25 protein-coding genes are annotated in these 19,942 nt (G+C 67.1%); 13 read left to right on the top strand and 12 right to left on the bottom strand.

Translation table 11 applies throughout. The features are described 5' to 3' along the window. Positions 1-2 precede the first annotated feature (2 nt). Positions 3-428, top strand: coding sequence for a BON domain-containing protein (locus AB4Z46_RS21045; protein ID WP_442285476.1), 426 nt, complete (start codon positions 3-5; stop codon positions 426-428). A 77-nt stretch (positions 429-505) separates the two neighbouring features. Here the strand turns inward: AB4Z46_RS21045 and AB4Z46_RS21040 are convergent, their stop codons facing one another. From AB4Z46_RS21040 to AB4Z46_RS21020, 5 genes are all read right to left on the bottom strand, one after another. Further along, on the bottom strand, positions 506-952 hold the full coding sequence (locus AB4Z46_RS21040; protein WP_442285475.1) for a hypothetical protein: 447 nt from the start codon (positions 950-952) through the stop codon (positions 506-508). Next, a complete protein-coding gene (locus tag AB4Z46_RS21035) occupies positions 942-1,322 on the bottom strand; it encodes a hypothetical protein (protein WP_442285474.1) in 381 nt (126 codons plus the stop codon). The genes AB4Z46_RS21040 and AB4Z46_RS21035 overlap by 11 nt, the downstream gene beginning before the upstream one ends. A 72-nt stretch (positions 1,323-1,394) precedes the next feature. After that, entirely contained in the window at positions 1,395-1,769 is a 375-nt protein-coding gene (locus AB4Z46_RS21030) for a hypothetical protein (protein ID WP_442285473.1), read from the bottom strand. Between the two features lie 51 nt (positions 1,770-1,820). After that, positions 1,821-1,985: a DUF1328 domain-containing protein gene (locus AB4Z46_RS21025; protein WP_442285472.1), complete on the bottom strand. Its 165-nt coding sequence runs from the start codon at positions 1,983-1,985 to the stop codon at positions 1,821-1,823. Between the two features lie 174 nt (positions 1,986-2,159). After that, the gene (locus tag AB4Z46_RS21020; protein WP_442285471.1) at positions 2,160-3,500 is read right to left on the bottom strand and encodes a sensor histidine kinase; all 1,341 of its coding nucleotides are present in this window, start codon (positions 3,498-3,500) and stop codon (positions 2,160-2,162) included. 107 nt (positions 3,501-3,607) lie between these two features. Between AB4Z46_RS21020 and AB4Z46_RS21015 the strand changes: the two genes are divergently transcribed. After that, positions 3,608-4,240 (top strand): response regulator, encoded by a 633-nt coding sequence (locus AB4Z46_RS21015; protein ID WP_442285470.1) that lies wholly within the window; start codon positions 3,608-3,610, stop codon positions 4,238-4,240. A 265-nt stretch (positions 4,241-4,505) separates the two neighbouring features. On the opposite strand, the gene AB4Z46_RS21010 is transcribed toward AB4Z46_RS21015, so the two are convergent. Further along, positions 4,506-4,895, bottom strand: a complete 390-nt coding sequence (locus AB4Z46_RS21010) for a response regulator (RefSeq protein WP_442285503.1) — start codon at positions 4,893-4,895, stop codon at positions 4,506-4,508. Between the two features lie 305 nt (positions 4,896-5,200). Between AB4Z46_RS21010 and AB4Z46_RS21005 the strand changes: the two genes are divergently transcribed. Together AB4Z46_RS21005 and AB4Z46_RS21000 are read left to right on the top strand one after the other, a co-directional pair. Further along, entirely contained in the window at positions 5,201-5,407 is a 207-nt protein-coding gene (locus AB4Z46_RS21005) for a hypothetical protein (RefSeq protein ID WP_442285469.1), read from the top strand. 9 nt (positions 5,408-5,416) lie between these two features. Next, on the top strand, positions 5,417-7,456 hold the full coding sequence (locus AB4Z46_RS21000; protein ID WP_442285468.1) for an AsmA family protein: 2,040 nt from the start codon (positions 5,417-5,419) through the stop codon (positions 7,454-7,456). Here the strand turns inward: AB4Z46_RS21000 and AB4Z46_RS20995 are convergent. From AB4Z46_RS20995 to gpmA, 3 genes are all read right to left on the bottom strand, one after another. Continuing rightward, entirely contained in the window at positions 7,453-8,214 is a 762-nt protein-coding gene (locus AB4Z46_RS20995; protein WP_442285467.1) for a HesA/MoeB/ThiF family protein, read from the bottom strand. The genes AB4Z46_RS21000 and AB4Z46_RS20995 overlap by 4 nt on opposite strands. Before the next feature lie 54 nt (positions 8,215-8,268). Then, on the bottom strand, positions 8,269-9,711 hold the full coding sequence (locus AB4Z46_RS20990; RefSeq protein WP_442285466.1) for a S41 family peptidase: 1,443 nt from the start codon (positions 9,709-9,711) through the stop codon (positions 8,269-8,271). A 99-nt stretch (positions 9,712-9,810) separates the two neighbouring features. Next, complete coding sequence (gene gpmA / locus AB4Z46_RS20985) at positions 9,811-10,554, bottom strand: 2,3-diphosphoglycerate-dependent phosphoglycerate mutase (protein ID WP_442285465.1); 744 nt, start codon at positions 10,552-10,554, stop codon at positions 9,811-9,813. A 72-nt stretch (positions 10,555-10,626) separates the two neighbouring features. Here gpmA and AB4Z46_RS20980 point away from each other — a divergent pair, with 72 nt between their 5' ends. The 4 genes from AB4Z46_RS20980 (at position 10,627) to AB4Z46_RS20965 (ending at position 12,902) form a co-directional block, all read left to right on the top strand. Continuing rightward, complete coding sequence (locus AB4Z46_RS20980; protein WP_442285464.1) at positions 10,627-11,034, top strand: rhodanese-like domain-containing protein; 408 nt, start codon at positions 10,627-10,629, stop codon at positions 11,032-11,034. A gap of 20 nt (positions 11,035-11,054) precedes the next feature. Beyond that, entirely contained in the window at positions 11,055-11,315 is a 261-nt protein-coding gene (gene grxC / locus AB4Z46_RS20975; protein WP_286504919.1) for a glutaredoxin 3, read from the top strand. Between the two features lie 97 nt (positions 11,316-11,412). Continuing rightward, entirely contained in the window at positions 11,413-11,877 is a 465-nt protein-coding gene (gene secB, locus AB4Z46_RS20970) for a protein-export chaperone SecB (RefSeq protein WP_442285463.1), read from the top strand. Positions 11,878-11,900: 23 nt separating this feature from the next. After that, positions 11,901-12,902, top strand: coding sequence for an NAD(P)H-dependent glycerol-3-phosphate dehydrogenase (locus AB4Z46_RS20965; RefSeq protein WP_442285462.1), 1,002 nt, complete (start codon positions 11,901-11,903; stop codon positions 12,900-12,902). A gap of 21 nt (positions 12,903-12,923) precedes the next feature. Here the strand turns inward: AB4Z46_RS20965 and AB4Z46_RS20960 are convergent, their stop codons facing one another. The 3 genes from AB4Z46_RS20960 to AB4Z46_RS20950 all read right to left on the bottom strand — a co-directional run bounded on the left by AB4Z46_RS20960 (position 12,924) and on the right by AB4Z46_RS20950 (position 14,273). Continuing rightward, positions 12,924-13,721 carry a segregation and condensation protein A gene (locus AB4Z46_RS20960; RefSeq protein ID WP_442285502.1) on the bottom strand — a complete coding sequence of 266 codons (798 nt, stop codon included), beginning with the start codon at positions 13,719-13,721 and terminating at the stop codon, positions 12,924-12,926. A gap of 126 nt (positions 13,722-13,847) precedes the next feature. After that, positions 13,848-14,054 (bottom strand): DUF3460 family protein, encoded by a 207-nt coding sequence (locus tag AB4Z46_RS20955; RefSeq protein ID WP_442285461.1) that lies wholly within the window; start codon positions 14,052-14,054, stop codon positions 13,848-13,850. Between the two features lie 24 nt (positions 14,055-14,078). Then, entirely contained in the window at positions 14,079-14,273 is a 195-nt protein-coding gene (locus AB4Z46_RS20950; protein ID WP_442285505.1) for a hypothetical protein, read from the bottom strand. Here AB4Z46_RS20950 and AB4Z46_RS20945 point away from each other — a divergent pair. From AB4Z46_RS20945 to AB4Z46_RS20925, 5 genes are all read left to right on the top strand, one after another. Next, the gene (locus AB4Z46_RS20945) at positions 14,179-14,832 is read left to right on the top strand and encodes a hypothetical protein (protein WP_442285501.1); all 654 of its coding nucleotides are present in this window, start codon (positions 14,179-14,181) and stop codon (positions 14,830-14,832) included. The genes AB4Z46_RS20950 and AB4Z46_RS20945 overlap by 95 nt on opposite strands. A 27-nt stretch (positions 14,833-14,859) precedes the next feature. Next, positions 14,860-15,333, top strand: a complete 474-nt coding sequence (locus AB4Z46_RS20940; RefSeq protein ID WP_442285500.1) for an outer membrane protein assembly factor BamE — start codon at positions 14,860-14,862, stop codon at positions 15,331-15,333. 371 nt (positions 15,334-15,704) lie between these two features. Beyond that, positions 15,705-16,247: a fimbrial protein gene (locus AB4Z46_RS20935; RefSeq protein ID WP_442285460.1), complete on the top strand. Its 543-nt coding sequence runs from the start codon at positions 15,705-15,707 to the stop codon at positions 16,245-16,247. Between the two features lie 225 nt (positions 16,248-16,472). Next, positions 16,473-17,249 (top strand): fimbrial biogenesis chaperone, encoded by a 777-nt coding sequence (locus AB4Z46_RS20930; protein WP_442285459.1) that lies wholly within the window; start codon positions 16,473-16,475, stop codon positions 17,247-17,249. An 11-nt stretch (positions 17,250-17,260) separates the two neighbouring features. After that, positions 17,261-19,942, top strand: a complete 2,682-nt coding sequence (locus AB4Z46_RS20925) for a fimbria/pilus outer membrane usher protein (protein ID WP_442285458.1) — start codon at positions 17,261-17,263, stop codon at positions 19,940-19,942.

Below are 19,942 nucleotides of genomic sequence, written 5' to 3'. Positions count from 1 at the left end.
CCATGACCCATCCGAAAGAAATCAACCCGAGCGTGCGCCGCTGGGTGGCGCTGATGCTGGCCGGGAGTGCGCTGGCCCTGAGCGCCTGCGGCGACAAGATGGGCAACGAGACCGCCGGCCAGAAGGTGGACTCGGCCATCGCCAAGACCGAGCAGGCCGGTGTCGCTGCCAAGGGCAAGACGGAGTCTGCCGCCGCGTCGGTGGCCGGAGCGGTGGACGACGCCGCGATCACGGCTGCGGTGTCGACCGGTTTGGCCAAGGATCCTGGCCTGAGCGCCATCAAGATCGACGTCGATACCCAGGGCGGCCAGGTGACCCTCCGCGGCCCGGCTCCGGACGCCGCCGCGAAGGCGCGCGCCGAGGAGATCGCCAAGTCCGTCAAGGGCGTCAACGGCGTCGACAACAAGCTCGAAGTGAAGGCGATGTAGGTCGCGACACCGTCGAGCCACGATGCGCCCATGCAAAAAGCCCGGTCTCCCGGGCTTTTTGTCGTGCGGACGGCCGGTCAGCGGAGGTCGTTTCGCGGGGGGGTGTCTCGCTGCATCAGCGTGGTGACCAGGTCGGCCACGTCGGAGGTCTTCAGAACCGCGGCAACCAGCGCGGTGACTGAGAGCAGGCGCCAGGGCTTGACCAGCACGACCAGCGCGCCAGCCGCCGCCGCGGCGCCCATCAGCCTGGCCGGCTGCTCGCGCGCATAGCGTTCAAGCAGCGGCCGCGCGATCTGGCCGGCAGCGTTCACCGGATGCCGGCGCCACCAGCGGCGCACCACGTGGCGTGCCACGGGCGCCCAGGAGAGGTCTTCGGACGCGCCCGGACTGGTGGCGGGTCGAGGCGCCAGGGCGTAGAGATCCTCCTTCTCCTCGGGCAGGCTCCCCTGGAACTGGGCGACCAGCGCCCTGCGGGACATCGCGAGCCGCTGTTGCGGCGTGAGGCTTCGGGAGTCAACGGCCATGGTGCTCTCCGGCCGTGCGAAGCGCCTGTACGTCGGCGTCGAGCTGGGCCTGAAGGTCCGCGAATGCGTGGAAGGGCGGGGGGCGTGCCGCGACCAGCGCCAAGACCACGGCGATGAGGACCGCGACCCCCGGCACCGCGGCCAGCACCCAGTGGAAGCTGCCATACAGCGTCCCGAGCATCACGGCGACGCCGATCAACCCCAAGGCCAGCATGGCGCTGACCGCCGCCAGGACGCCCGCCGCCATTCGGGCGACCAGACTGCGGCTGGCCTCCTGGGTTTCCTGCCGTACCAGTGCGCCGTAGTTGGCGAGGTGTTCGGCGATCAGCTCCGGGTGGCCGAGCGCCGTCGAGACAATGGGATGGAGCATGTTGCTGCGCAGGCTGAAACGGAGTCACGCGGCCGAAGCCGCGCGTTGCTTGAAAAAAACGCCTGCAGCGGATCAGTAGTCGTTGCGGCGGCGGCTTGCCAGAACGATCAGCGCGGTGATGGCGGCACCGGCGGCGGCGGCCACGAGCACCGAACGTACAGGCTGGTCGGCGATGTACTTGCCCGTGACGTCCGCGGCCGCTTCGAGGCGGCGTTGAGCCCGGGCGCTGGTGGTCGATGCGGCATCCAGGCCACGCTGGACCGCCTGCTGGACACGCGCCGCCAGTTGCTCCACGGCCGGCTCGGCATCGCGACGCAGGTCGCGAACCTTCTCTCCGGCGGCATTCACGGCATTCTGTGCGTAGGCGCGCGTGGTGTCGATGGCATCGTTGGCCGTCTGACGCGCCTCGTCGGCGAGTTGCGAAGGCGTCTTGGTGGTCGTGTTCATGAGATAGGTCCTTCCGGAAAATGATTGCGTTACCCGCCCATCGTAACGACGCTAGCGCCGTCGCATCAAGCCCGCGATGAAGCTGGCGATCGCCAGAACGATGAAGACGATGAAGAGAATCTTCGCGATCCCGACTGCACCGGCGGCGATGCCGCCGAATCCGAACAGCGCGGCGATCAAGGCAATGACAAGGAACACGACGGCATAGTGCAACATGCTGACTCCTTTCGAGGGTGGCCCCGTTGAGGTGAAAACCAATGCGTTCGCGATGGGAACGGCTTGGAGTCCACGTTAGGCGGACGACCGCGAAGACCCTGTCAGCAGCGGCGGCCTGGAGGCGTAGGAGAGAGCCGTAAGAGCCGGAGGCGGCCCCGCACAAGGCGGCCGGGGTCAGGCCCGCTTGGCGGGCAGGATCGCGCTCAGGTGCGTGCCCTTGCCGGGTGTCGACGACACGGTGAGCTTGCCATTTGCGGCTTGCACGCGATGGCGCATGCCCGCGAGGCCATGGGTCGAAGGACGTGCGTGCTGGGTGTCGAAGCCCTTGCCGTTGTCCGTCACTTCGACGACCACGTGGTTGCCGTAGTTCTTCATCACGATGCTGGCTTCGGTGGCCTGCGCGTACTTGCCGATGTTGGTCAGGCTCTCCTGCACCATGCGATAGGCCGTGAGCTGGTTGTCCTCGTCGAGTTCGACGGGTTCGAGCACCATCTCGATCTCCATGCCCGAGTGCTCGGCGAACTCCCGTCCGAGGATCTCCAGCGAGGCGACCAGGCCCAGATTGGACAGCGACGAGGGCCGGAGGTCCTCGATGATGCGACGCTTGAGCGCGATGCCGCTGTTGAGCAGCTCGTTCAGGTGCTGCAGCCGCTGCGTCGCGTCCGGCGCGTCGTTGAGCCTTGATTTCAGGCGCGCGACATCGAGCTTGGCGGCCGTCAGCAGCGAGCCCAGCTCGTCGTGCAGTTCGCGCGCCAGGAACCCGCGCTCGGACTCCCGCACCTGCTGCAGGTGCGTGGCCAGCTCGGCCAGCGTCGCGGTGCGCTCCCGCACCTCGCCCTCGAGCGCATTGCGTTCGCGCTGCAGCGCCTCCTGCTGGCGCTCGCCGGCCGAGCGCAACGCATGGGTCTGGCGCAGGTAGAGGTAGAACGCGGCCAGCCCCGCGAGCGCCACCAGCGCGATGCCGATGCGGCCGAAGCGCAGCGAACTTGCGATCTGGGCCTGCCCGCGCGACAGCTCGTCGTTGCTGGTCGAGATCAGCGCCCGGACCTCGCTGCGGATGGCCTCCATCTCCTCGCGGCCGACATCGGTCGTGATGACGAACTTCCAGGCGTCGTCGCTGCCGTTCTGGCGCAGGCGTACGCTCATTTCCATCTCGGCGAGCTTGCGCGCCACGTGCTTGGACAACTCGCCCAGCCGTGCGAGCTCGCTCGGCCGTCCCGCGTAGAGGGCCTGGAGCGTCGCCAGGTGACCGTCGACCTGCTTCACCGCGAGGTCGTAGGGCTCCCGATAGCGGGCTTCGCCCGTCAGCAGGAAGCCGCGCTGCCCGGTTTCGGCATCCAGGACGTTCTGCAGCATCAGGTTGAGCACGCTGCGCGCCTGCTGGGCGTCGCTGACATTCTCCAGGGCGCGATGCGACTGCTGGTAGCCGGCCTCGTTGATGCCCACCAGCGCCAGCGCCGCCAGTGCGGCGAGCGTGAGGCCGAGGGCCATCTTGGGGAAAGCTATCCAGCGCATGAGGTCTCCGGGCAATGCCTGTGGTTCAAATTCGGGAATAATCAGAGCCGTCCAGGGATCGGCATGTTGCGACGCAAAAGACGGCAATACAACGACGAAGGTAACAGATGATCAAGATCGGAATTGCGGACGACCACGCCATCGTGCGTTCCGGCTTGCGCCAGTTTTTCTCGGAGCACGTCGACCTTCGCGTGGTGGGTGAGGCGGCCAGCGGCCGCGAAGCGATCGAGCTGGTCCGGACCACGGAACTCGATGTGCTGGTGATGGATCTCTCGATGCCTGGCCAGAGCGGCATCGACGCGCTGGCCATGATCCGCGCCAAGGCGCCGGACGTCGGCATTCTGATCCTCAGCGCCTATCCGGAGGAGCACTATGCGATGAACCTCATTCGCCAGGGCGCCAGCGGCTACCTCAACAAGGAGTGCGAACCGATCGAGATCGTGAATGCGATCCGTACCATCTCGCTGGGCCGGCGCTACATCACGCCGGCGGTGGCCGAACTGCTGGCGCGCCAGCTCGACCGCAAGGACAATGCGGCGCCCCATGAACAGTTGTCGGAACGCGAGTTCCAGGTTTTTCTCAAGCTGGCCAAGGGCGAGACCGCGGGCGACATCGCCAAGACGCTGTCGCTGTCGGTGAAGACCGTGAGCACCTACCGCACGCGCTTGATGGAGAAGATGAACCTGTCTTCCAACAGCGACCTGACCTACTACGCCCTCAAGAACAAACTGATTGATTGAGCTCGCCCCCAGGTTGGGCTCACTGCGTGTAGCCCGCCCACCCCCTACCGGGGGCGCAGTCAGCGGCCCGGCGAAGCCGGTTCCGCGACTGCTCACGAACAGGCGCGCTGCGCGCGGCCGTAGAAAAACACAGCCCGATGGCTTGGCCGGCGCAGCCCGGTCCGTTGGTGAAACACCGCGGAACCGGCTTTGCCGGGCCGCTGGTGTTGCCCCCGGTAGGGGGTGGGCGCCCGGACACGAAGTGCCGGGCAACCTGGGGGCGAGCTCATGCCGTTCGGGCGGCAGCCTGCGCGATGCAGAAGTCGATCAGGGCGTCGATCTCGTTCGACTTGTCGAACACCGCATCGACGCCGAACTGGGCGCAGCGTTTGCGGATGTCGGGGGTGGCGTAGTTGCTGAGCACCACAACCTTCTGATCCGGCCGGCGCGCCAGGCAGGTCTGCAGCACGCCAAGCCCGCTTCCCTGTTTCAGGAACAGATCGACGATCGCCAGTTCCCACTCGTCGGCATGGTCGACGAGCCATCGGCTGGCCTCCGCCTCGGTCTCGGCAAAGCCGACGGCCGAGATGCACGTGAGTTCCTCCAAGGTGCCGACGAGATTCTCTCGGATCGTGACGTTGTCTTCGACGATGTAGGTTTTCAATCTTGGATCCATGAGAACCGCTGCCCTTTGGCGAGCCTTGCGGGGCCAGGCTTGCCCCTGGGAAAGCAGGCATTCGCAATGGTAGTGAAGATCAGCCTGCATCATGAAGGCTTGCGCGGCCGGACGCTGTAGGCTGGTTCTTACGACCGAGTGCGAGACCGTCGTAGGCCGTGCCCCACAGTGACGTCGGCCGGCGGCCGACCCCGGCGAGCGGGCCGTTGTTCTAAGCTGCGGCACGGCTGTGGGGTCTCTCTCTGTGCAGGCTCGCTCGCCCAGTCCTTTTCCGGTGATTTGTCCGTCCCGTCGCAAGGTGCAGCATGAACATCGTCTGGAGCTATGTCGCCGCAGGGATCCTCACCCTGGTTGCCGGACTCGTGGTCGCGGGCGGCGAGCCGGCTGTGGCCGAACTGCGGCTGGCCGAGGCTGCCACGACCGCGGCGGCTGCCGGCGTGTCCGTCGTCTGCCTGCTCGTCCAGCCGGCCGGGAAGGCGGTTTCGGCGCGCGCAGCCGCTCCGATCGAGTGAAGGGTGCGGGTGCAGACTGCGACTGCCGCAATCCCGCCGCGCCGCCGGATCTGGTTCAAGCTCGGCGCCATCGCGCTAGGCGTGCTGGCGGCGCTGTGGCTGGCTCTCGCCTTGTTCCCTTGGGACCAGCTGCGCGAGCCTCTCAATCGCTACGTCAGCGAGCGCACCGGGCGCAAGTTCGAGATCACTCGGCGGCTCGACGTCGACCTGGGCTGGCGGGTCGCCACGGTCAGCTTCGACGGCATCGAGTTCGCCAATCCCTCCTGGGCGCGCGACCCCTACCTGGTTCGTGCCGAGCGGGCCGAATTCGACATCCGCTTCTGGCAACTCCTGGCACGCCGGATCGTGCTGCCGCGGCTCGTGTTGAGCTCGCCGTCGATCGGACTGCAGATGGAGGAGAACGGCCGCCGCACCTGGGCTCTGGGCAAGGATGGTTCCGACGCAGGCACGGTGCCGAACATCGGTCTGATCCAGGTCGATGGCGGTACGGTCGATTTCCTCGCGACCTCGCTCGACGTGGATCTGCATGCGGCGTTCAGCCTCGACAGCAGCCGCGGCGAAATGCCCTTGAGCTATGAGATCAAGGGCCGTTACCGGAGTCAGCCGCTGACCGCTTCGGGTCGCGCCGGCAACGTGCTGCAGCTCAATGCCGCCGGGCAGCCGCCGTTTCCGATCGAGATCGATCTGAAGGCCGGCCAGACCCGGCTCAAGGCGCATGGCACGGTGGTCGAATTGGCCGACCTCGACGGTCTGGACGCCGAATTCGAGATGCGAGGCCAGAACCTCGGCCGTCTCTACCCGGCCCTGGGCATTGCACTGCCCCAGACACCGCCTTACGCGTTGAGCGGCAATTTGCGCAAGAAGGCCTCTCTCTGGGAGGTGCGCGGCCTGAACGGCCGGCTCGGTCTCTCGGACATCCGCGGCGACATGCAGTTCGACAAGTCGCAGAAAGTCCCTCACCTGGGCGGTACCCTGCGCTCGCGCGTGATGGACATGGACGACCTCGGCCCGTTCATCGGCCTGCCGCCCACCGCGCGGTCGGCCAACGCAGTCGACGGCGTGGCGCCGCCGCCCGCGATCCTGCACGCCGGCAAGCGCAAGCAGGTCGATCCCGGACGCAGGGTGCTGCCGGACGCGACGCTGGACTTCGAGCGCCTGCGCGCCATGAATGCCGACGTCACGTACACCGCGGAGCGGATCCAGAACGTGCGCGAGCTGCCGATGGACAAGGGCAGTGTGCAAGTGACGCTCAAGGACGGTGTTCTGGCGCTCGACCCGCTCGAGCTGGGCGTGGCCAGCGGCAGGATCGCCGGCGCGATCCGCATCGACGCGACGCAGAACCCGGCCGACATCAGGGCCTCGCTGGACATCCGCGCGATGCAGCTCAGCCGGCTGATCCCCAAGGTCGAGACCTTGAAGACGAGCTTCGGCAGGCTCGATGGGCGAATCAACCTGTCCGGTCGCGGCAACTCGGTGGCGCACTGGCTGGGCGGCGCCTCGGGCGATGTCGCGGCCATTACCGGGCGCGGCCAGTTCAGCAACCTGTTGCTGGAATTCCTCGGGCTCGACGGCGGCGAGATCATCAAGTTCCTGCTCGAGGGCGACCACAACGTCGAATTGCGCTGTGCCGCCGTGGCCTTCGATGTCGACAAGGGCGTGATGAACGGTCGCAGCCTGGTCTTGGCCACTTCCGACACGGTGTTCAACGCCGGCGGCCACATCAACCTGGCCAACGAAAGCATGGACATCGTGGTGAAGCAGCAGCCCAAGGACATGAGCATCCTGGCGCTGCGCACGCCGCTGCATCTTCACGGCACCTTCGCGGCGCCGAAGGCCGGTGTCGAGGCCGGTCCGCTGGCGGCGCGCGGTGCTGCGGCGCTCGCCCTGGCCGCGATCAATCCCCTGCTGGCCTTGGCCGCAACCGTGGAAACGGGGCCGGGAAAGGACGCGGACTGCACGGAGGTGCTGGCCGAGGCGAAGAAGCCATCCTCGCGCGCTGCCGCGGCCGGCGCGGCCAGGGCCAGGCAGCGGCCGCCCGGCGGCGGCTAGGCCGAGGGCGGGCGGTGCCCGCACACGGCGCAGCCCGGATCGCGCGCGACGCCGAGCGTGTCGAACGCGCTGCGGCGGCCATCGAACATCAGCAGGCGGCCGGCCAGCGAGGGCTCGATGCCGGCGAGCAGCTTCAGGGCTTCGCTGGCCTGCAGCGTGCCGATGGTGCCGACCACCGGGGCGAAGACGCCGAGCACGGCGCAGCGCGTTTCCTCGAAATCGGCCTCCGGCGGGAACAGGCAGGCGTAGCAGGGCGAGGCCGCATCGCGCGTGTCGTAGACACTCAGCTGGCCGTCGAAGCGGATCGCCGCGCCCGCCACCAGCGGCTTGGCATGCGCGACGCAGGCGCGGTTCACCGCATGGCGCGTGGCGAAGTTGTCGCTGCAGTCGAGCACCACGTCGGCGCTCGACACCAGCCTGGCGAGCAATTCGTCGTCGGCCCGCAGGCGGTGGGTCTCGATCGTGATGTCCGGGTTGATCGCCTGCATCGCGGCGGCTGCGGACTCGACCTTGGGCATGCCGACGCGCGCCGTGGTGTGGGCGATCTGGCGTTGGAGATTGGTGAGGTCGAGGTCGTCGTCATCGACCAGCGTGATGCGGCCGACGCCCGCCGCGGCCAGGTAGAGCAGGGCCGGCGAGCCGAGCCCGCCGGCGCCGATCACGAGCGCATGCGCGGCGCTCACGCGCGCCTGGCCGTCGATGCCGAATTCTTCCAGCAGGATGTGGCGCGAGTAGCGCAGCAGGTCCTGATCTTCCATGCGCCGCGCCTGTCGCCGGGGCGTGGCTCCCGCGGGAGCCACCGTCGCCCGGGATCAGTTGTCCTTTTTCTCTTCCTTGTTGTCGATGATGACCTGCGTCTTGCTCACGAGCACCGGCTGGCCCTTCAGGCTCTTGACGGCCTGCGCCAGGGCGAAGTCGTCGGTGGTGCCGAATTCGGGCACCTTGCGGTCCTGCGGCGGCTTCTTGGCTTCTTCCTCGAGGCGCTTGCGGGCTTCGTCGCGCGCCTTCTCGCGCTCGGGGTCCTTGCTCTCGGGGCCCTGGCCGCTGGCCAGATGCTTCTCGAGGTCGGCCTCGCGCATGCGCAGCGCGGCGAAGGGGCTGCCCTCGGCGCTTTCGTCGACCAGCACGTTGGGCACGATGCCCTTGGCCTGGATCGATGTGCCGCTCGGCGTGTAGTAGCGCGCGGTCGTGATCTTGAGGCCGGTGTCGGGGCCGAGCGGGCGCACGGTCTGCACCGAGCCCTTGCCGAAGGTCTGGCTGCCCATGATGGTGGCGCGCTTGTGGTCCTGCAGGGCGCCGGCGACGATTTCGCTGGCCGAGGCTGAGCCTTCGTTGACGAGCACCACCAGCGGCACGGTCTTGAGCGCGGCCGGGAGGTTGCGCAGCGGATCGCTGCCGGCACGGCGCTGGTAGAACTCGGGCGCCGCTTTGTAGATCGACTTGCTCTCGGCCAGCTGGCCGTCGGTCGACACCACCGTGACGTTCTCGGGCAGGAAGGCCGCTGAGATCGCCACCGCGGCGTCGAGCAGGCCGCCAGGATCGTTGCGCAGGTCGAGCACCAGGCCCTTGAGGTTGGGATCCTGCTTGTAGATCTCTTCGATCTTCTTGACGAAGTCGTCGACGGTGCGCTCCTGGAACTGCGACAGGCGGATCCAGGCGTAGCCCGGTTCCATGACCTTGCCGCGGACCGACTGCGTGCGGATTTCCTCGCGCGTGATCGTGACCGGGAAGGTGCGGTTCTCGTCCTTGCGGAAGATCGTCAGCAGCACCTTGGTGTTGGCCTCGCCGCGCATCCGCTTGACGGCCTCGTTGAGCGACAGGCCGCGCACGGCCGTGTCGTCGATCTTGGTGATCAGGTCGTTCGGCTTGAGGCCGGCGCGAAAAGCCGGCGAACCCTCGATCGGCGACACCACCTTGATCAGCCCGTCTTCCTGGGAGATCTCGATGCCGACGCCGACGAAGCGGCCGGTGGTGCCTTCGCGGAATTCCTTGAAGGACTTCTTGTCGAAGTACTGCGAGTGCGGATCGAGCCCGGCGACCATGCCCGAAATCGCATCGGAAATCAGTTTCTTCTCGTCCACCGGCTCGACGTAGTCGCTCTTGACCATGCCGAAAACCGCAGCCAACTGCTGCAGTTCCTCGAGGGGCAGGGGGGCCAAGGAGCCTCGCGCAACGGTTTGTAACGAGACGGTGGTCAGCACGCCGGCGAAGGCGCCTGCGGCGACCCAACCGGTGATCTTCATTTTCTGGCCCATGTAATAGTGTCCTTGTCGCCTGTCAAACCAATATACACAGCTTGGAAGCAAGTTGTCTGCCCGGGTTCCGCGACCCTTTGAACAAATTAAGAATTTTTGTTAAGCCTTGCCTTGCGCGGCGACTGCGGCAAGGGCCTTCTCGGCCGCCTCGGCGTCACCGAGATAGTAGTGGCGCAGCGGCTTGAGATCGTCGTCGAGTTCGTAGACCAGCGGGATTCCATTGGGAATGTTCAGGCTCACGATGGCGTCGTCGGAAATGCCGTCGAGGTACTTCACCAGCGCACGGATCGAATTGCCGTGCGCCGCCACCACCAGCCGGCGGCCGGCGCGGATCGCCGGCGCCATGGATTCGTTCCAGAACGGCAGCACCCGGGCCACGGTGTCCTTCAGGCATTCGGTCAGCGGCACCTGGTCGGGCGCCAGTTTGGCATAGCGCACGTCGCCGCGCTCGCTGCGCGGGTCGTTCGGCTCCAGCGGCGGCGGCGGCGTGCTGTAGCTGCGGCGCCAGACCAGCACCTGCTCGTCGCCGTACTTCCTGGCGGTTTCGGCCTTGTTCAGGCCCTGCAGGCCCCCATAGTGGCGTTCGTTGAGGCGCCAGGAATGGACCACCGGCAGCCAGGTGCGGTCGAGTTCGTCGAGCGTGTGCCAGAGCGTGCGGGTGGCGCGCTTGAGCACGCTGGTGTAGGCGACGTCGAAGTCGTAGCCCTCGGCCTTCAGCAGCCGGCCGGCCTGCTTGGCCTGCTCGACGCCGGTCGGCGTCAGGTCGACATCGGTCCAGCCGGTGAAGCGGTTTTCGAGATTCCAGGTCGATTCGCCGTGGCGGATCAGTACCAGTTTGTGCATGGGAGAGGCCTTTGGGAACGCGTGCGGAAAGCCGACATTCTAAAATCCGGGGTTTGCCACTCAAGGAACACCGTGAAATTCATTGTCGACAACTGGATGCTGATCCTGATTGCGCTCAGCTCGGGCGGCATGCTGGCGTGGCCGATGGTGCGCGGCGCGAACGCCGGCTCGCTCTCGGCGCAGGGCGCGGTGCAGTTGATCAACCGCGAGCGCGCGGTAGTGGTCGATGTGCGCGAGCCGGAGGAATTCGCGGCCGGCCATGTCACGGGTGCCAAGAACGTGCCGCTGAACCAGCTCGAGCAGAAACTGCCGACGGCGGTCAAGAACAAGTCGTTGCCCTTGTTGCTCGTCTGTGCAAGCGGGTCGCGCGCCCAGCGCGCCGTGGCCACTGCCAAGAAACTCGGCTACGAGCAAGCCCAAGCGGTCGCAGGCGGACTCAAGTCGTGGAAAGACGCTAACCTGCCGCTTGAAAAGGCCTGACCCTCCACAAGATAGTCCCGATGCAAGCCGTCAAGATGTACACCACCGCCGTCTGCCCCTACTGCATTCGCGCGAAGCAAATCCTCAAGTCCAAGGGTGTCGAGCAGATCGAGGAGATCCGCATCGACAGCGATCCCCAGGCACGCGCCACGATGATGGACCTCACGCGCCGGCGCACCGTGCCGCAGATCTTCATCGGCGAGACCCATGTCGGCGGCTGCGACGACCTGATTGCGCTTGACGGGCGCGGCGGCCTGACGCCGTTGCTGCAGGGCGCCTGAGCCCGATCCGGCGGGCGATAATCACCAGTTACTTCAGCAGCCCGCACCGGGAGACCCCCCGGGGCGGGCATCGTTTTGATTCTCGAAAGTTAGAGCCATGGCCGACCAGCAAGCACAAGATCCCGTTTTCCAGATCCAGCGCGTCTACCTGAAAGACCTGTCGCTCGAGCAACCCAATTCGCCGGCCATCCTGCTCGAACAGGAACAGCCCACCGTCGACATCCAGCTCGGCGTCGACGCCCAGCCCGTGACCGACGGCATCTTCGAGATCACCGTGTCGGCCACCGTGCAGACCAAGATCAACGACAAGACCGTGTTCCTGGTCGAGGCCAAGCAGGCCGGCATCTTCGAGATCCGCAACCTGCCCGATGACCAGATGGGCCCGATCCTCGGCATCGCCTGCCCGCAGATCGTCTACCCCTACCTGCGCGGCAACGTGGCCGACGTGATCCAGCGCGGCGGCTTCCCGCCGGTGCACCTGGCCGAGATCAACTTCCAGGCGATGTTCGAGCAGCAGCAGGCCCAGGCCGCCGGCCAGGCCTCGCCGATCGTCACGCAGTAAATCCGGCGCAGCGCCTGCCGCCGATGAAGATCTGCGTGCTCGGCGCCGGCGCCTGGGGCACGGCGCTGGCGATCAATGCCTCCGGCCGGCATGCGGTCACGCTCTGGGCGCGCGATGCCGAGCAGGTCCGCGCGATGGCGCAGGCGCGCGAGAACGCGCGCTACCTGCCCGGCTTCGCATTCCCTCCCTCGCTGACCCTCCAGGCCGGCGCGGCGCTGTCGGCGACCGAAGGCGCCGACCTGGTGATCGTGGCGACGCCGATGGCGGCGCTGCGCGGTCAGCTCGGTCAGCTGCGCGATGCGGCCTGCCTGGTGGCTTGGCTCTCGAAAGGCGTCGAGCCGGCCGAGACCGGCTCCGGCGAACTTGGCCTGCTGGCCCACGAGATCCAGGCCCGGGTGGCGCCCGGGCTGCTGGCCGGCGTGCTGAGCGGCCCGAGCTTCGCGCAGGAGGTGGCGCAGGCCCGACCCACCGCGCTGGTGGCAGCCAGTGCGCATGCCCGCGTGCGCGAGGCACTGGTCGCGGCCTTCCACGGCCCGGCGCTGCGGGTCTATGCCAACGACGACATCGTCGGCGTCGAGGTCGGCGGTGCGGTCAAGAACGTGCTCGCGATCGCCACCGGCCTGGCCGACGGCCTCGACCTCGGGCTCAATGCGCGGGCCGCACTGATCACGCGCGGCCTGGCCGAGATGACCCGCTTCGGCGTCGCTCTCGGCGCCCGGGCCGACACGTTCATGGGGCTGTCCGGCCTCGGCGACCTGGTGCTCACGTCCACCGGCGACCTGTCGCGCAACCGCAAGGTCGGATTGCTGCTGGCGCAGGGCCGGTCGCTGTCGCAGGCGGTGGATTCGCTCGGGCACGTGGCCGAGGGTGTCTACTGCGCGCGCACCGTGGTGCAGCGGGCGCGGCACCTGGGGATCGAAATGCCGATATCCGACAGCGTGGTGGCGGTGCTGGACGGGCGGGTCAGGCCGGCGGAGGCGGTGGCCGGGCTGATGGGGCGCGAGCCGGGCGTCGAATCCGCCTGAACCGGCCCGAAAGGCAATGAATCAAGCCGGCGCGTAGGCCAGCCGCACGTAGATCGGCGCGAAGGCCTCGGCCTGCGTGATGTCGATCAGGGTCTCCTTCGCGAGCTCGAGCATCGCGATGAAGGTGACGATCAGCACCGGCGTGCCGCGCGTGACGTCGAACAGCTTCTCGAACTCGACGAACTGCCGCCCCTGCAGGTGCCGCAGCACGATGCTCATGTGCTCGCGCACGCTGAGCTCCTCGCGCGAGATCTTGTGGTGCTGCACGAGCTTGGCACGCTTCAGGATGTCGGCCCAGGCGTCGCGCAGGTCGACCACGTTCATGTCCGGGAAGCGCGGCTTGAGCGACTGCTCGATGTAGACCTGTGCCTTCCAGAAGTCGCGTCCGGCCTGCGGCATGGCGCTCAGCGAGGCGGCCTGCAGCTTGGTCTGCTCGTACTCGAGCAGGCGGCGAACCAGCTCGGCGCGCGGGTCCTCGGCTTCCTCACCCTCGGCCGACTTCTTTGGCGGCAGCAGCATGCGCGACTTGATCTCGATCAGCATCGCCGCCATGAGCAGGTATTCGGCGGCGAGCTCGAGGTTGGTCTGGCGGATCTCGTCGACGTAACTCAGGTACTGCCGCGTCAGCCCGGCCATCGGGATGTCGAGGATGTTGAAGTTCTGCTTGCGGATCAGGTAGAGCAGCAGGTCGAGCGGGCCTTCGAAGGCCTCCAGGAAGACCTGCAGCGCCTCGGGCGGAATGTAGAGGTCGTTCGGCAGCGCGAACAGCGGCTCGCCGTAGAGGCGGGCCAGCGCGACCTGGTCGATGACGTCGGGCATCGCGGCGACCACGACGGCGCCATCGTCCGCGATGACCTCGTCCGGCGCCGAACGGGCGCCCTTGCCCGACGCGCCGCCCTCGCCCTGGCGACGGGCGCCGGAACCCGGAACGGCGCGGATGGTCACTTACTTGACGCGGGTCTGGTAGACGTAGGGCTGCTGCGGCACATTGGCTTCGCTGTACTCTTCGAGCAGGCCGCGGTCGAGGTGCTTGTCCCACAGCAGGGCACGGCCGGCGCGCTGTTCGGCCTCCAGCGTCGGCTTCCGCTCCTTCATCTGTTCGATGAAGTTGGTGATTTCGGACGTGTAGTGGGGGCGGGCGAAGATGGACATGCAATAGGACCTTTGGCGCGGATTTTACCGGGTGGAATCCGCCTTGAAGCCGCCGTCGGCATGCGCTAGCGTGGCGGCTCCGATTCCAAACCCAGGAGAAACGCTCATGAAGCGCCGACATTCGATGGTTTTCGCCGCCGCCGCTGTTGTTGCCTTGGTGGTGGCGGCCTGCAGCAGCAGCGGACCCGCCACGCCGCAGAGCAAGATGAGCTTCTTCATCACCAGCGTGAATCCGGGCAAGGGCGCCGACTTCGGCGGCTTGGCGGGTGCCGACCGCTACTGCCAGAGCCTCGCAACCAGTGTCGGCGCCGGCGGGCGCACCTGGCGCGCCTACCTCAGCAGCACCGCGACGGCGACCAGCCCGGCCGTGAACGCGCGCGACCGGGTCGGCAGCGGGCCCTGGTACAACGTCAAGGGCGAACTGATCGCCAGCAACATTGACGAACTGCATGGCGACAACAAGATCAACAAGCAGACGGCGCTGACCGAAAAAGGCGAAGTCGTCAGTGCGAGCGGCGACCCCGTCAACCAGCATGACATCCTGACCGGCTCGTCGCCCGACGGCCGCGCGCTGAGCGATGGCAAGGACACGACCTGCGGCAACTGGACCCAGAGCGGCGACGGCTCGGCCATCGTCGGCCATCACAACCGCATGGGCACGAACGCCCCTCCGGCGTCGATGTCGTGGAACTCCTCGCATGCCACCCGGGGTTGCAGCCTGGATGCGCTCAAGAGCACCGGCGGCGCAGGCCTGCTCTACTGCTTCGCGCAGAACTGAGCGGTGCGGCGACGAAACCGGGCGCGGATCGCGGTGGGCTGGCTGGCTGCGGTGTTGTCCCTCGCGGGTTGCGACCCGCAGCGCATCGCGGAGCTGGAGGAGGGCGTGGCGACCGAGGCCGACGTGCGCGCGCGCTTCGGCCAGCCCGAGAACATCTGGGATGCGCCCGAGGGCCGGGTGTTCGAGTACAACCGCCAGCCGCAGGGGCAGAAGAACTACATGATCACGATCGGGCCCGACGGCCGGATGACGGCCCTGCGCCAGGTGCTCACCCCCGCGAACTTCGCCAAGGTGAAGCCGGGCATGGCGATGGAAGACCTGCGCAAGCTGCTGGGCAAGCCGGCCCGGCGCACGCCGTATCCGCTCAAGAAGGAAACCGCGTGGGAATGGCGCTGGGTCCAGCCGCCGAATTCGCCGATGGTGTTCACCGCCACGCTCGACGACGATCAGCGCGTGGTGGGCTCGGGGTCTTCGCCCGACCGGGGCACCGAGGCGCCTTAGCGGCGTCCCTGCCGCTGTTTCGGGCAGAACCGAGGCCGGGCTTTCCGTCTCAGTCGCAGGCCACGGTCAGGATGACGCCGCTCGCAACGCTGGCAGCAGGAGCGAACTGCGTCGCGACCGAGAGCGTGCCGCCCCGCGGCCCAAGATGGCAACCGCCCACGGGCATGGGCTTCGCGTCGGTGCAGCGCACCGGGGCGGCCGTCTGAGGGGTGGATTGTTCAGTTCGCCCTGTGCGAAGCCTCCGGCTTCGCTAGCGGCAATTTCCCAAACGTTTCTGCTGACGACCAATCCTGGGGCCTTGGCCCTAACGTTCTGCCTGCCCTGTACAGGCTCTTTCTATTTTTAGTTCTTTCCATCCTCAGGGAATACAAATGCAGAAAACCAGTTTCATCAAGCTCGCAGCACTGACCATTGCTGGTGTGTTGTCGCAAGGTGCTTTCGCAGCCGACGGCACGATCAACTTCACCGGCGAAATCACCGACTCGGTTTGCTCGATTTCGCCCGCCAGCCAGAACAAGGTCGTGCCGCTCGGCAAGATCTCGCGCAACGTGTTCACCTCCGTGGGCACGAAGGCCCCAGAGGCCAACTTCACCATCGACCTGCTCAACTGCAGCGCCAGCGCCAGGGGGGCAAGAGTATCGTTCTCAGCCCAGCAGGACGCCCTCGCGGGGGGCGCCATTGCCATTGCCAACGCCGGCCAGGTCGGTGTGGCCTCCGCTACGGGCGTGGCGGTGGCATTGAGCGATTCGGCTGGCACCCCGATTGCGCTCGGTTCGGAGTCTCAGTTGTACGTTCTGGGTGAAGGCACCAACTCCCTGAAGTTCAAGGCTGCCTACGTGTCGACCAAGGCCCAGGCTGATGTGACGGTCGGCCCGGCCAACGCTTCGGCGATGTTTACCGTCCACTACAACTAAGCCGACAAGCCTGCGTCATCTGCGGCGGCCGAAGCGCCTGGCGCTTCAGCCGCCGCGTGATGTTCGCCAGGCCTGACGCCGTGCCTCCAGGCAGTACGCCTGCGGCGGCCGGTGTCGGCCCCTCCCATTTTCTGCTCCACGGCGGTGAGTCGATGTTGATCTCGATGCGCCGTTGTGCCAGGGCCTGCGTGCCCCGCGCGTTCGATGCGCGGCGAGGAATCTTGTATGCACAAAAAGAACTGCTTTCGGTGGGCCTTCGGTCTGCTGCTGATGCTGAGTCTCCATTGGCCGGCCCGTCCCAGCGTGATGGTCGGCGGCACCCGCGTGATCCTCGGCGAGAAGGACCGCGAAGCCTCCATCCCGGCGAAGAACACTGGCACCTCCCCCTACGTGGTCCAGGCCTGGATCGATGCCGGCGAAGGTCAAAACAAAACCCCGCTGCTCGTGACGCCGCCGCTGTCGCGCCTCGACCCCGGCATGGAAAACATCCTCCGGATCATGCGCGTGGGCGGCGGGTTGCCGGCCGACCGCGAATCGGTGTTCTGGCTCAACGTCAAGGAGATTCCCGAGAAGTCGAAGGAAGAGAACACGCTGCAGATCGCGGTGCGCACCCGCATCAAGCTCTTCTACCGTCCTGCGAACCTGCCCGGCAAGTCGTCAGACGCCCGCACGCATCTCAAGTGGGCCGTGAGCGTGGGCGAGAGTGGCCAGGGTGCGGTGCTCAAGATCGGCAATGACTCGGCCTATCACGTGACCTTCACCGGACTGACGATCAACGGCGGCCAGCAGGAGATCAATGCCAACATGGTGCCGCCGTTTGGCGAGATGTCGTATCCGCTCGATGCCGTCAAGACGCCGCAAGCGATCCAGGTCTCGTACACCACGCTCAACGACTACGGCGGCGAAACGCCCCGGGAGCGGGTCCAGGTGCCTGTCGGCACCGAGCCTGTGGCCGTGAAGGCCGAGCTGGTCCCGCCTCCCGCGGACACGGCCAAGCCGTAAGAGGCCGGACCGTGCGCCACGCACTCTCCTTGTCCCGCGCACCGTTCCGGCTGACGCTGTGCGCCGCGCTGCTGGCGGCGCTGGGCGCGGCGCCGACCCATGCGCAGGAGCGATTTGCCGCCTCGACCTTCAACGAGCAGTTTCTCGGCACCGGCGGCGACCAACCCACTGCGGACCTGTCGCTGTTCGCCTTCGGCAATCGCGTGACGGCCGGCACCTACATGGTCGACGTGTCGCTGAACGAACGCGGCGTGGGGCAAAGCGAAGTCCGCTTCGTCGAGCAGGAAGGCAAGAACGACGCCGTGCCCTGCCTGACGCGCGACCTGCTCGAGGCATGGGGCGTCAACGTGCCGGTGTTCCCCGCGCTCGCCACCGCCTCGGACGAGGCCTGCATCGAACTTGCCAACATCATTCCCGACTCGGCGGTGAGCTACGACGGCGGCAAGCAGCGCCTGTATGTCAGCATTCCGCAAGCCGCGTTGAAGCGCTCGGCACGCGGTGCCGTGGCTCCGGAGAAGTGGGACAAGGGCATCACCGCCGGCATGCTGGACTACCAGCTCAACTACGGGCGCAACAGCGGCAGCAACTACAGCAGCAACCTGTCGGTCCAGCGGCAGCTGCAGATGCAGCAGAACATCTTCGACGGCAATGCGGCGCTCGACAACAACCTGGCAGGCGCCCAGATCCAGCGCGAAACCTTGTTCGCCGGCCTGCGCGCCGGCTTCAATGCCGGCGACTGGCGCTTTCGCAACTTCTCGACCTACAACAACAACGTTGCCGGCCGCAGCCGCTGGCAGTCGATCAACTCCTACGTGCAGCGCGACCTGGCGTCCATCAAGGGCCAACTGCTGCTGGGTGAAGGCACCACGCCCGGCAACTTCTTCGACAGCGTCCAGTTTCGCGGCGCGCAGATTGCGTCCGACGACGCGATGCTGCCCGACAGCATGCAAGGCTATGCACCGACGATCCGCGGCGTGGCGCAGACCAATGCGCGCGTCACCGTGCGGCAGAACGGCTACATCGTCTACAGCACCTATGTGGCACCCGGGGCCTTCGTGCTCGACGACCTCTATCCCACCGCGTCGAGCGGCGACCTCGAGGTGACCATCACCGAGGCCGACGGCCGGCAGACCCGGTACATCCAGGCTTTTTCCGCCGTGCCGACGCTGCTGCGCGAAGGCACCTGGCGCTATTCGGCCACGGTGGGCAAGTACCGCAACGGCTACGGCTACCTCGAGGCCTCGTTCGGCGGCTCGCGTCCCGCGCGGTCGCAGCCTTACTTCGCCCAGGGCACGCTGGCGCACGGCATGGGCAACGAGTTCTCGCTTTATGGTGGCCTGACGGCCGCGAACATGTACCAGGCGGTGCTGGCCGGCGTCGGCAAGAACCTGCGCGACTTCGGTGCGGTGTCGGTCGACCTGACGAGCGCGCGAACCACCGATCGCAACGACGCCAGCCACACCGGGGAGTCGCTGCGCTTTCTCTATGCCAAGTCGTTCATCTCCTCGGGCACCAACTTCCGGATCGCAGGCTACCGCTATTCGACCAGCGGCTACCGCACCTTCCAGGAAGCCGTGCAGATGCAGGATCTGTTGCCCGCGACCCCGTTCAACAGCCGCCGCAATGAGCTGCGCCTGGACGTGTCGCAGCAGATCGCCGACAAGGGCAGCGTGTTCGCTTCGGCCCGGCAGCAGAGCTACTGGGGCACCAGCGGCACGGACCGCCTGGTGCAGGTCGGCTACTCGGGCAACTACAAGCAGTTCGGCTACAGCGTGTTCTACAACTACAGCACCAACCTGAACGCGCCATCGAATCGGCAGATCTCCGTGATGCTGACCATCCCGCTGGGCAGCACGCGCGCCAACGCCCAGTACTCGGTGACCCGTGCCGACAAGGGAGGTGTCAACCAGCAGGCCGCCATCTATGGCTCCGCCTTCGACGACAGTCGCCTGACCTACAACGTGACGGCCGGCCATGCGAACCAGCAAGGCGGCAACGGCAGCGCGAGCGCCAGCTACCTCTCGCCGGTGGGCCGATTCGACATCGGCCGATCGCAGGGCCGTGGCTACGGCCAGACCACCTTCGGCATGTCGGGGGGACTGCTGGTGCATGGCGGCGGCGCCACGCTGTCGCAGCCGCTCGGTGAAACCATGGCGCTGGTGCAGGTGCCCAAGGCGCAGGGCATCGGCCTCGAGTCGCAGGCGGGCGTGGCCACCGACGGACAGGGCCACGCCGTCATTGCCAACCTGAGCCCGTACCGCATCAACCGCGTCGCCCTTCGCACCGGCGACCTGGGCGACACGGTGGAGGTGAAGAACGCGGCCTTGGATGTGGTGCCGACACGCGGCGCGGTCGTGCTGGCGAAGTTCGAAACCTCGGTGGGCTTGCGCCTGCTGATGACGCTGACCGACCCGAACGGCCGGGTGCTGCCCCTGGGCTCGAAGATCGAGAACGAGGCGGGCCAGGAGGTCGGCATCGTCGGCCCGGACGGCCAGGCCTTTGTCACCGGCGCCGCCAGTTCAGGCCAGTTGAAGGTGATCTGGGGGAAGGGCGACAGAGAGCAGTGCACCGTGCCTTACAGCTTGCCCGACGAAGAGCAGCCGCCGCCGATCCGCCAGCTGGACGGCCAGTGTGCCGCGCCGGGCGCACTCGCCACGCCTGTCGCTTCGGGCGAAGCCAAACCAAAGGAATGA

This window comes from Variovorax sp. M-6, from assembly GCF_052114385.1.
Classification (GTDB): Bacteria; Pseudomonadota; Gammaproteobacteria; order Burkholderiales; family Burkholderiaceae_C; genus Variovorax.
Note: the sequence above shows the minus strand (reverse complement) of the source record. Positions and strands in the feature narration are given on the sequence as shown.

Coding starts and splice junctions, on each gene's coding strand:
- AB4Z46_RS20945 (WP_442285501.1), top strand. CDS start 14,179: ATGGTTTTCGCCGCCGCCGCTGTTGTTGCCTTGGTGGTGGCGGCCTGC.
- AB4Z46_RS21010 (WP_442285503.1), bottom strand. CDS start 4,895: ATGGATCCAAGATTGAAAACCTACATCGTCGAAGACAACGTCACGATC.
- AB4Z46_RS20965 (WP_442285462.1), top strand. CDS start 11,901: ATGAAGATCTGCGTGCTCGGCGCCGGCGCCTGGGGCACGGCGCTGGCG.
- AB4Z46_RS20990 (WP_442285466.1), bottom strand. CDS start 9,711: ATGGGCCAGAAAATGAAGATCACCGGTTGGGTCGCCGCAGGCGCCTTC.
- gpmA (WP_442285465.1), bottom strand. CDS start 10,554: ATGCACAAACTGGTACTGATCCGCCACGGCGAATCGACCTGGAATCTC.
- AB4Z46_RS20950 (WP_442285505.1), bottom strand. CDS start 14,273: ATGAAGAAGCTCATCTTGCTCTGCGGCGTGGCGGGTCCGCTGCTGCTG.
- AB4Z46_RS20955 (WP_442285461.1), bottom strand. CDS start 14,054: ATGTCCATCTTCGCCCGCCCCCACTACACGTCCGAAATCACCAACTTC.
- AB4Z46_RS20935 (WP_442285460.1), top strand. CDS start 15,705: ATGCAGAAAACCAGTTTCATCAAGCTCGCAGCACTGACCATTGCTGGT.
- AB4Z46_RS21045 (WP_442285476.1), top strand. CDS start 3: ATGACCCATCCGAAAGAAATCAACCCGAGCGTGCGCCGCTGGGTGGCG.
- grxC (WP_286504919.1), top strand. CDS start 11,055: ATGCAAGCCGTCAAGATGTACACCACCGCCGTCTGCCCCTACTGCATT.
- AB4Z46_RS21040 (WP_442285475.1), bottom strand. CDS start 952: ATGGCCGTTGACTCCCGAAGCCTCACGCCGCAACAGCGGCTCGCGATG.
- AB4Z46_RS21005 (WP_442285469.1), top strand. CDS start 5,201: ATGAACATCGTCTGGAGCTATGTCGCCGCAGGGATCCTCACCCTGGTT.
- secB (WP_442285463.1), top strand. CDS start 11,413: ATGGCCGACCAGCAAGCACAAGATCCCGTTTTCCAGATCCAGCGCGTC.
- AB4Z46_RS21035 (WP_442285474.1), bottom strand. CDS start 1,322: ATGCTCCATCCCATTGTCTCGACGGCGCTCGGCCACCCGGAGCTGATC.
- AB4Z46_RS20930 (WP_442285459.1), top strand. CDS start 16,473: ATGCACAAAAAGAACTGCTTTCGGTGGGCCTTCGGTCTGCTGCTGATG.
- AB4Z46_RS20995 (WP_442285467.1), bottom strand. CDS start 8,214: ATGGAAGATCAGGACCTGCTGCGCTACTCGCGCCACATCCTGCTGGAA.
- AB4Z46_RS20960 (WP_442285502.1), bottom strand. CDS start 13,721: ATGCCCGACGTCATCGACCAGGTCGCGCTGGCCCGCCTCTACGGCGAG.
- AB4Z46_RS21015 (WP_442285470.1), top strand. CDS start 3,608: ATGATCAAGATCGGAATTGCGGACGACCACGCCATCGTGCGTTCCGGC.
- AB4Z46_RS21025 (WP_442285472.1), bottom strand. CDS start 1,985: ATGTTGCACTATGCCGTCGTGTTCCTTGTCATTGCCTTGATCGCCGCG.
- AB4Z46_RS21020 (WP_442285471.1), bottom strand. CDS start 3,500: ATGCGCTGGATAGCTTTCCCCAAGATGGCCCTCGGCCTCACGCTCGCC.
- AB4Z46_RS21030 (WP_442285473.1), bottom strand. CDS start 1,769: ATGAACACGACCACCAAGACGCCTTCGCAACTCGCCGACGAGGCGCGT.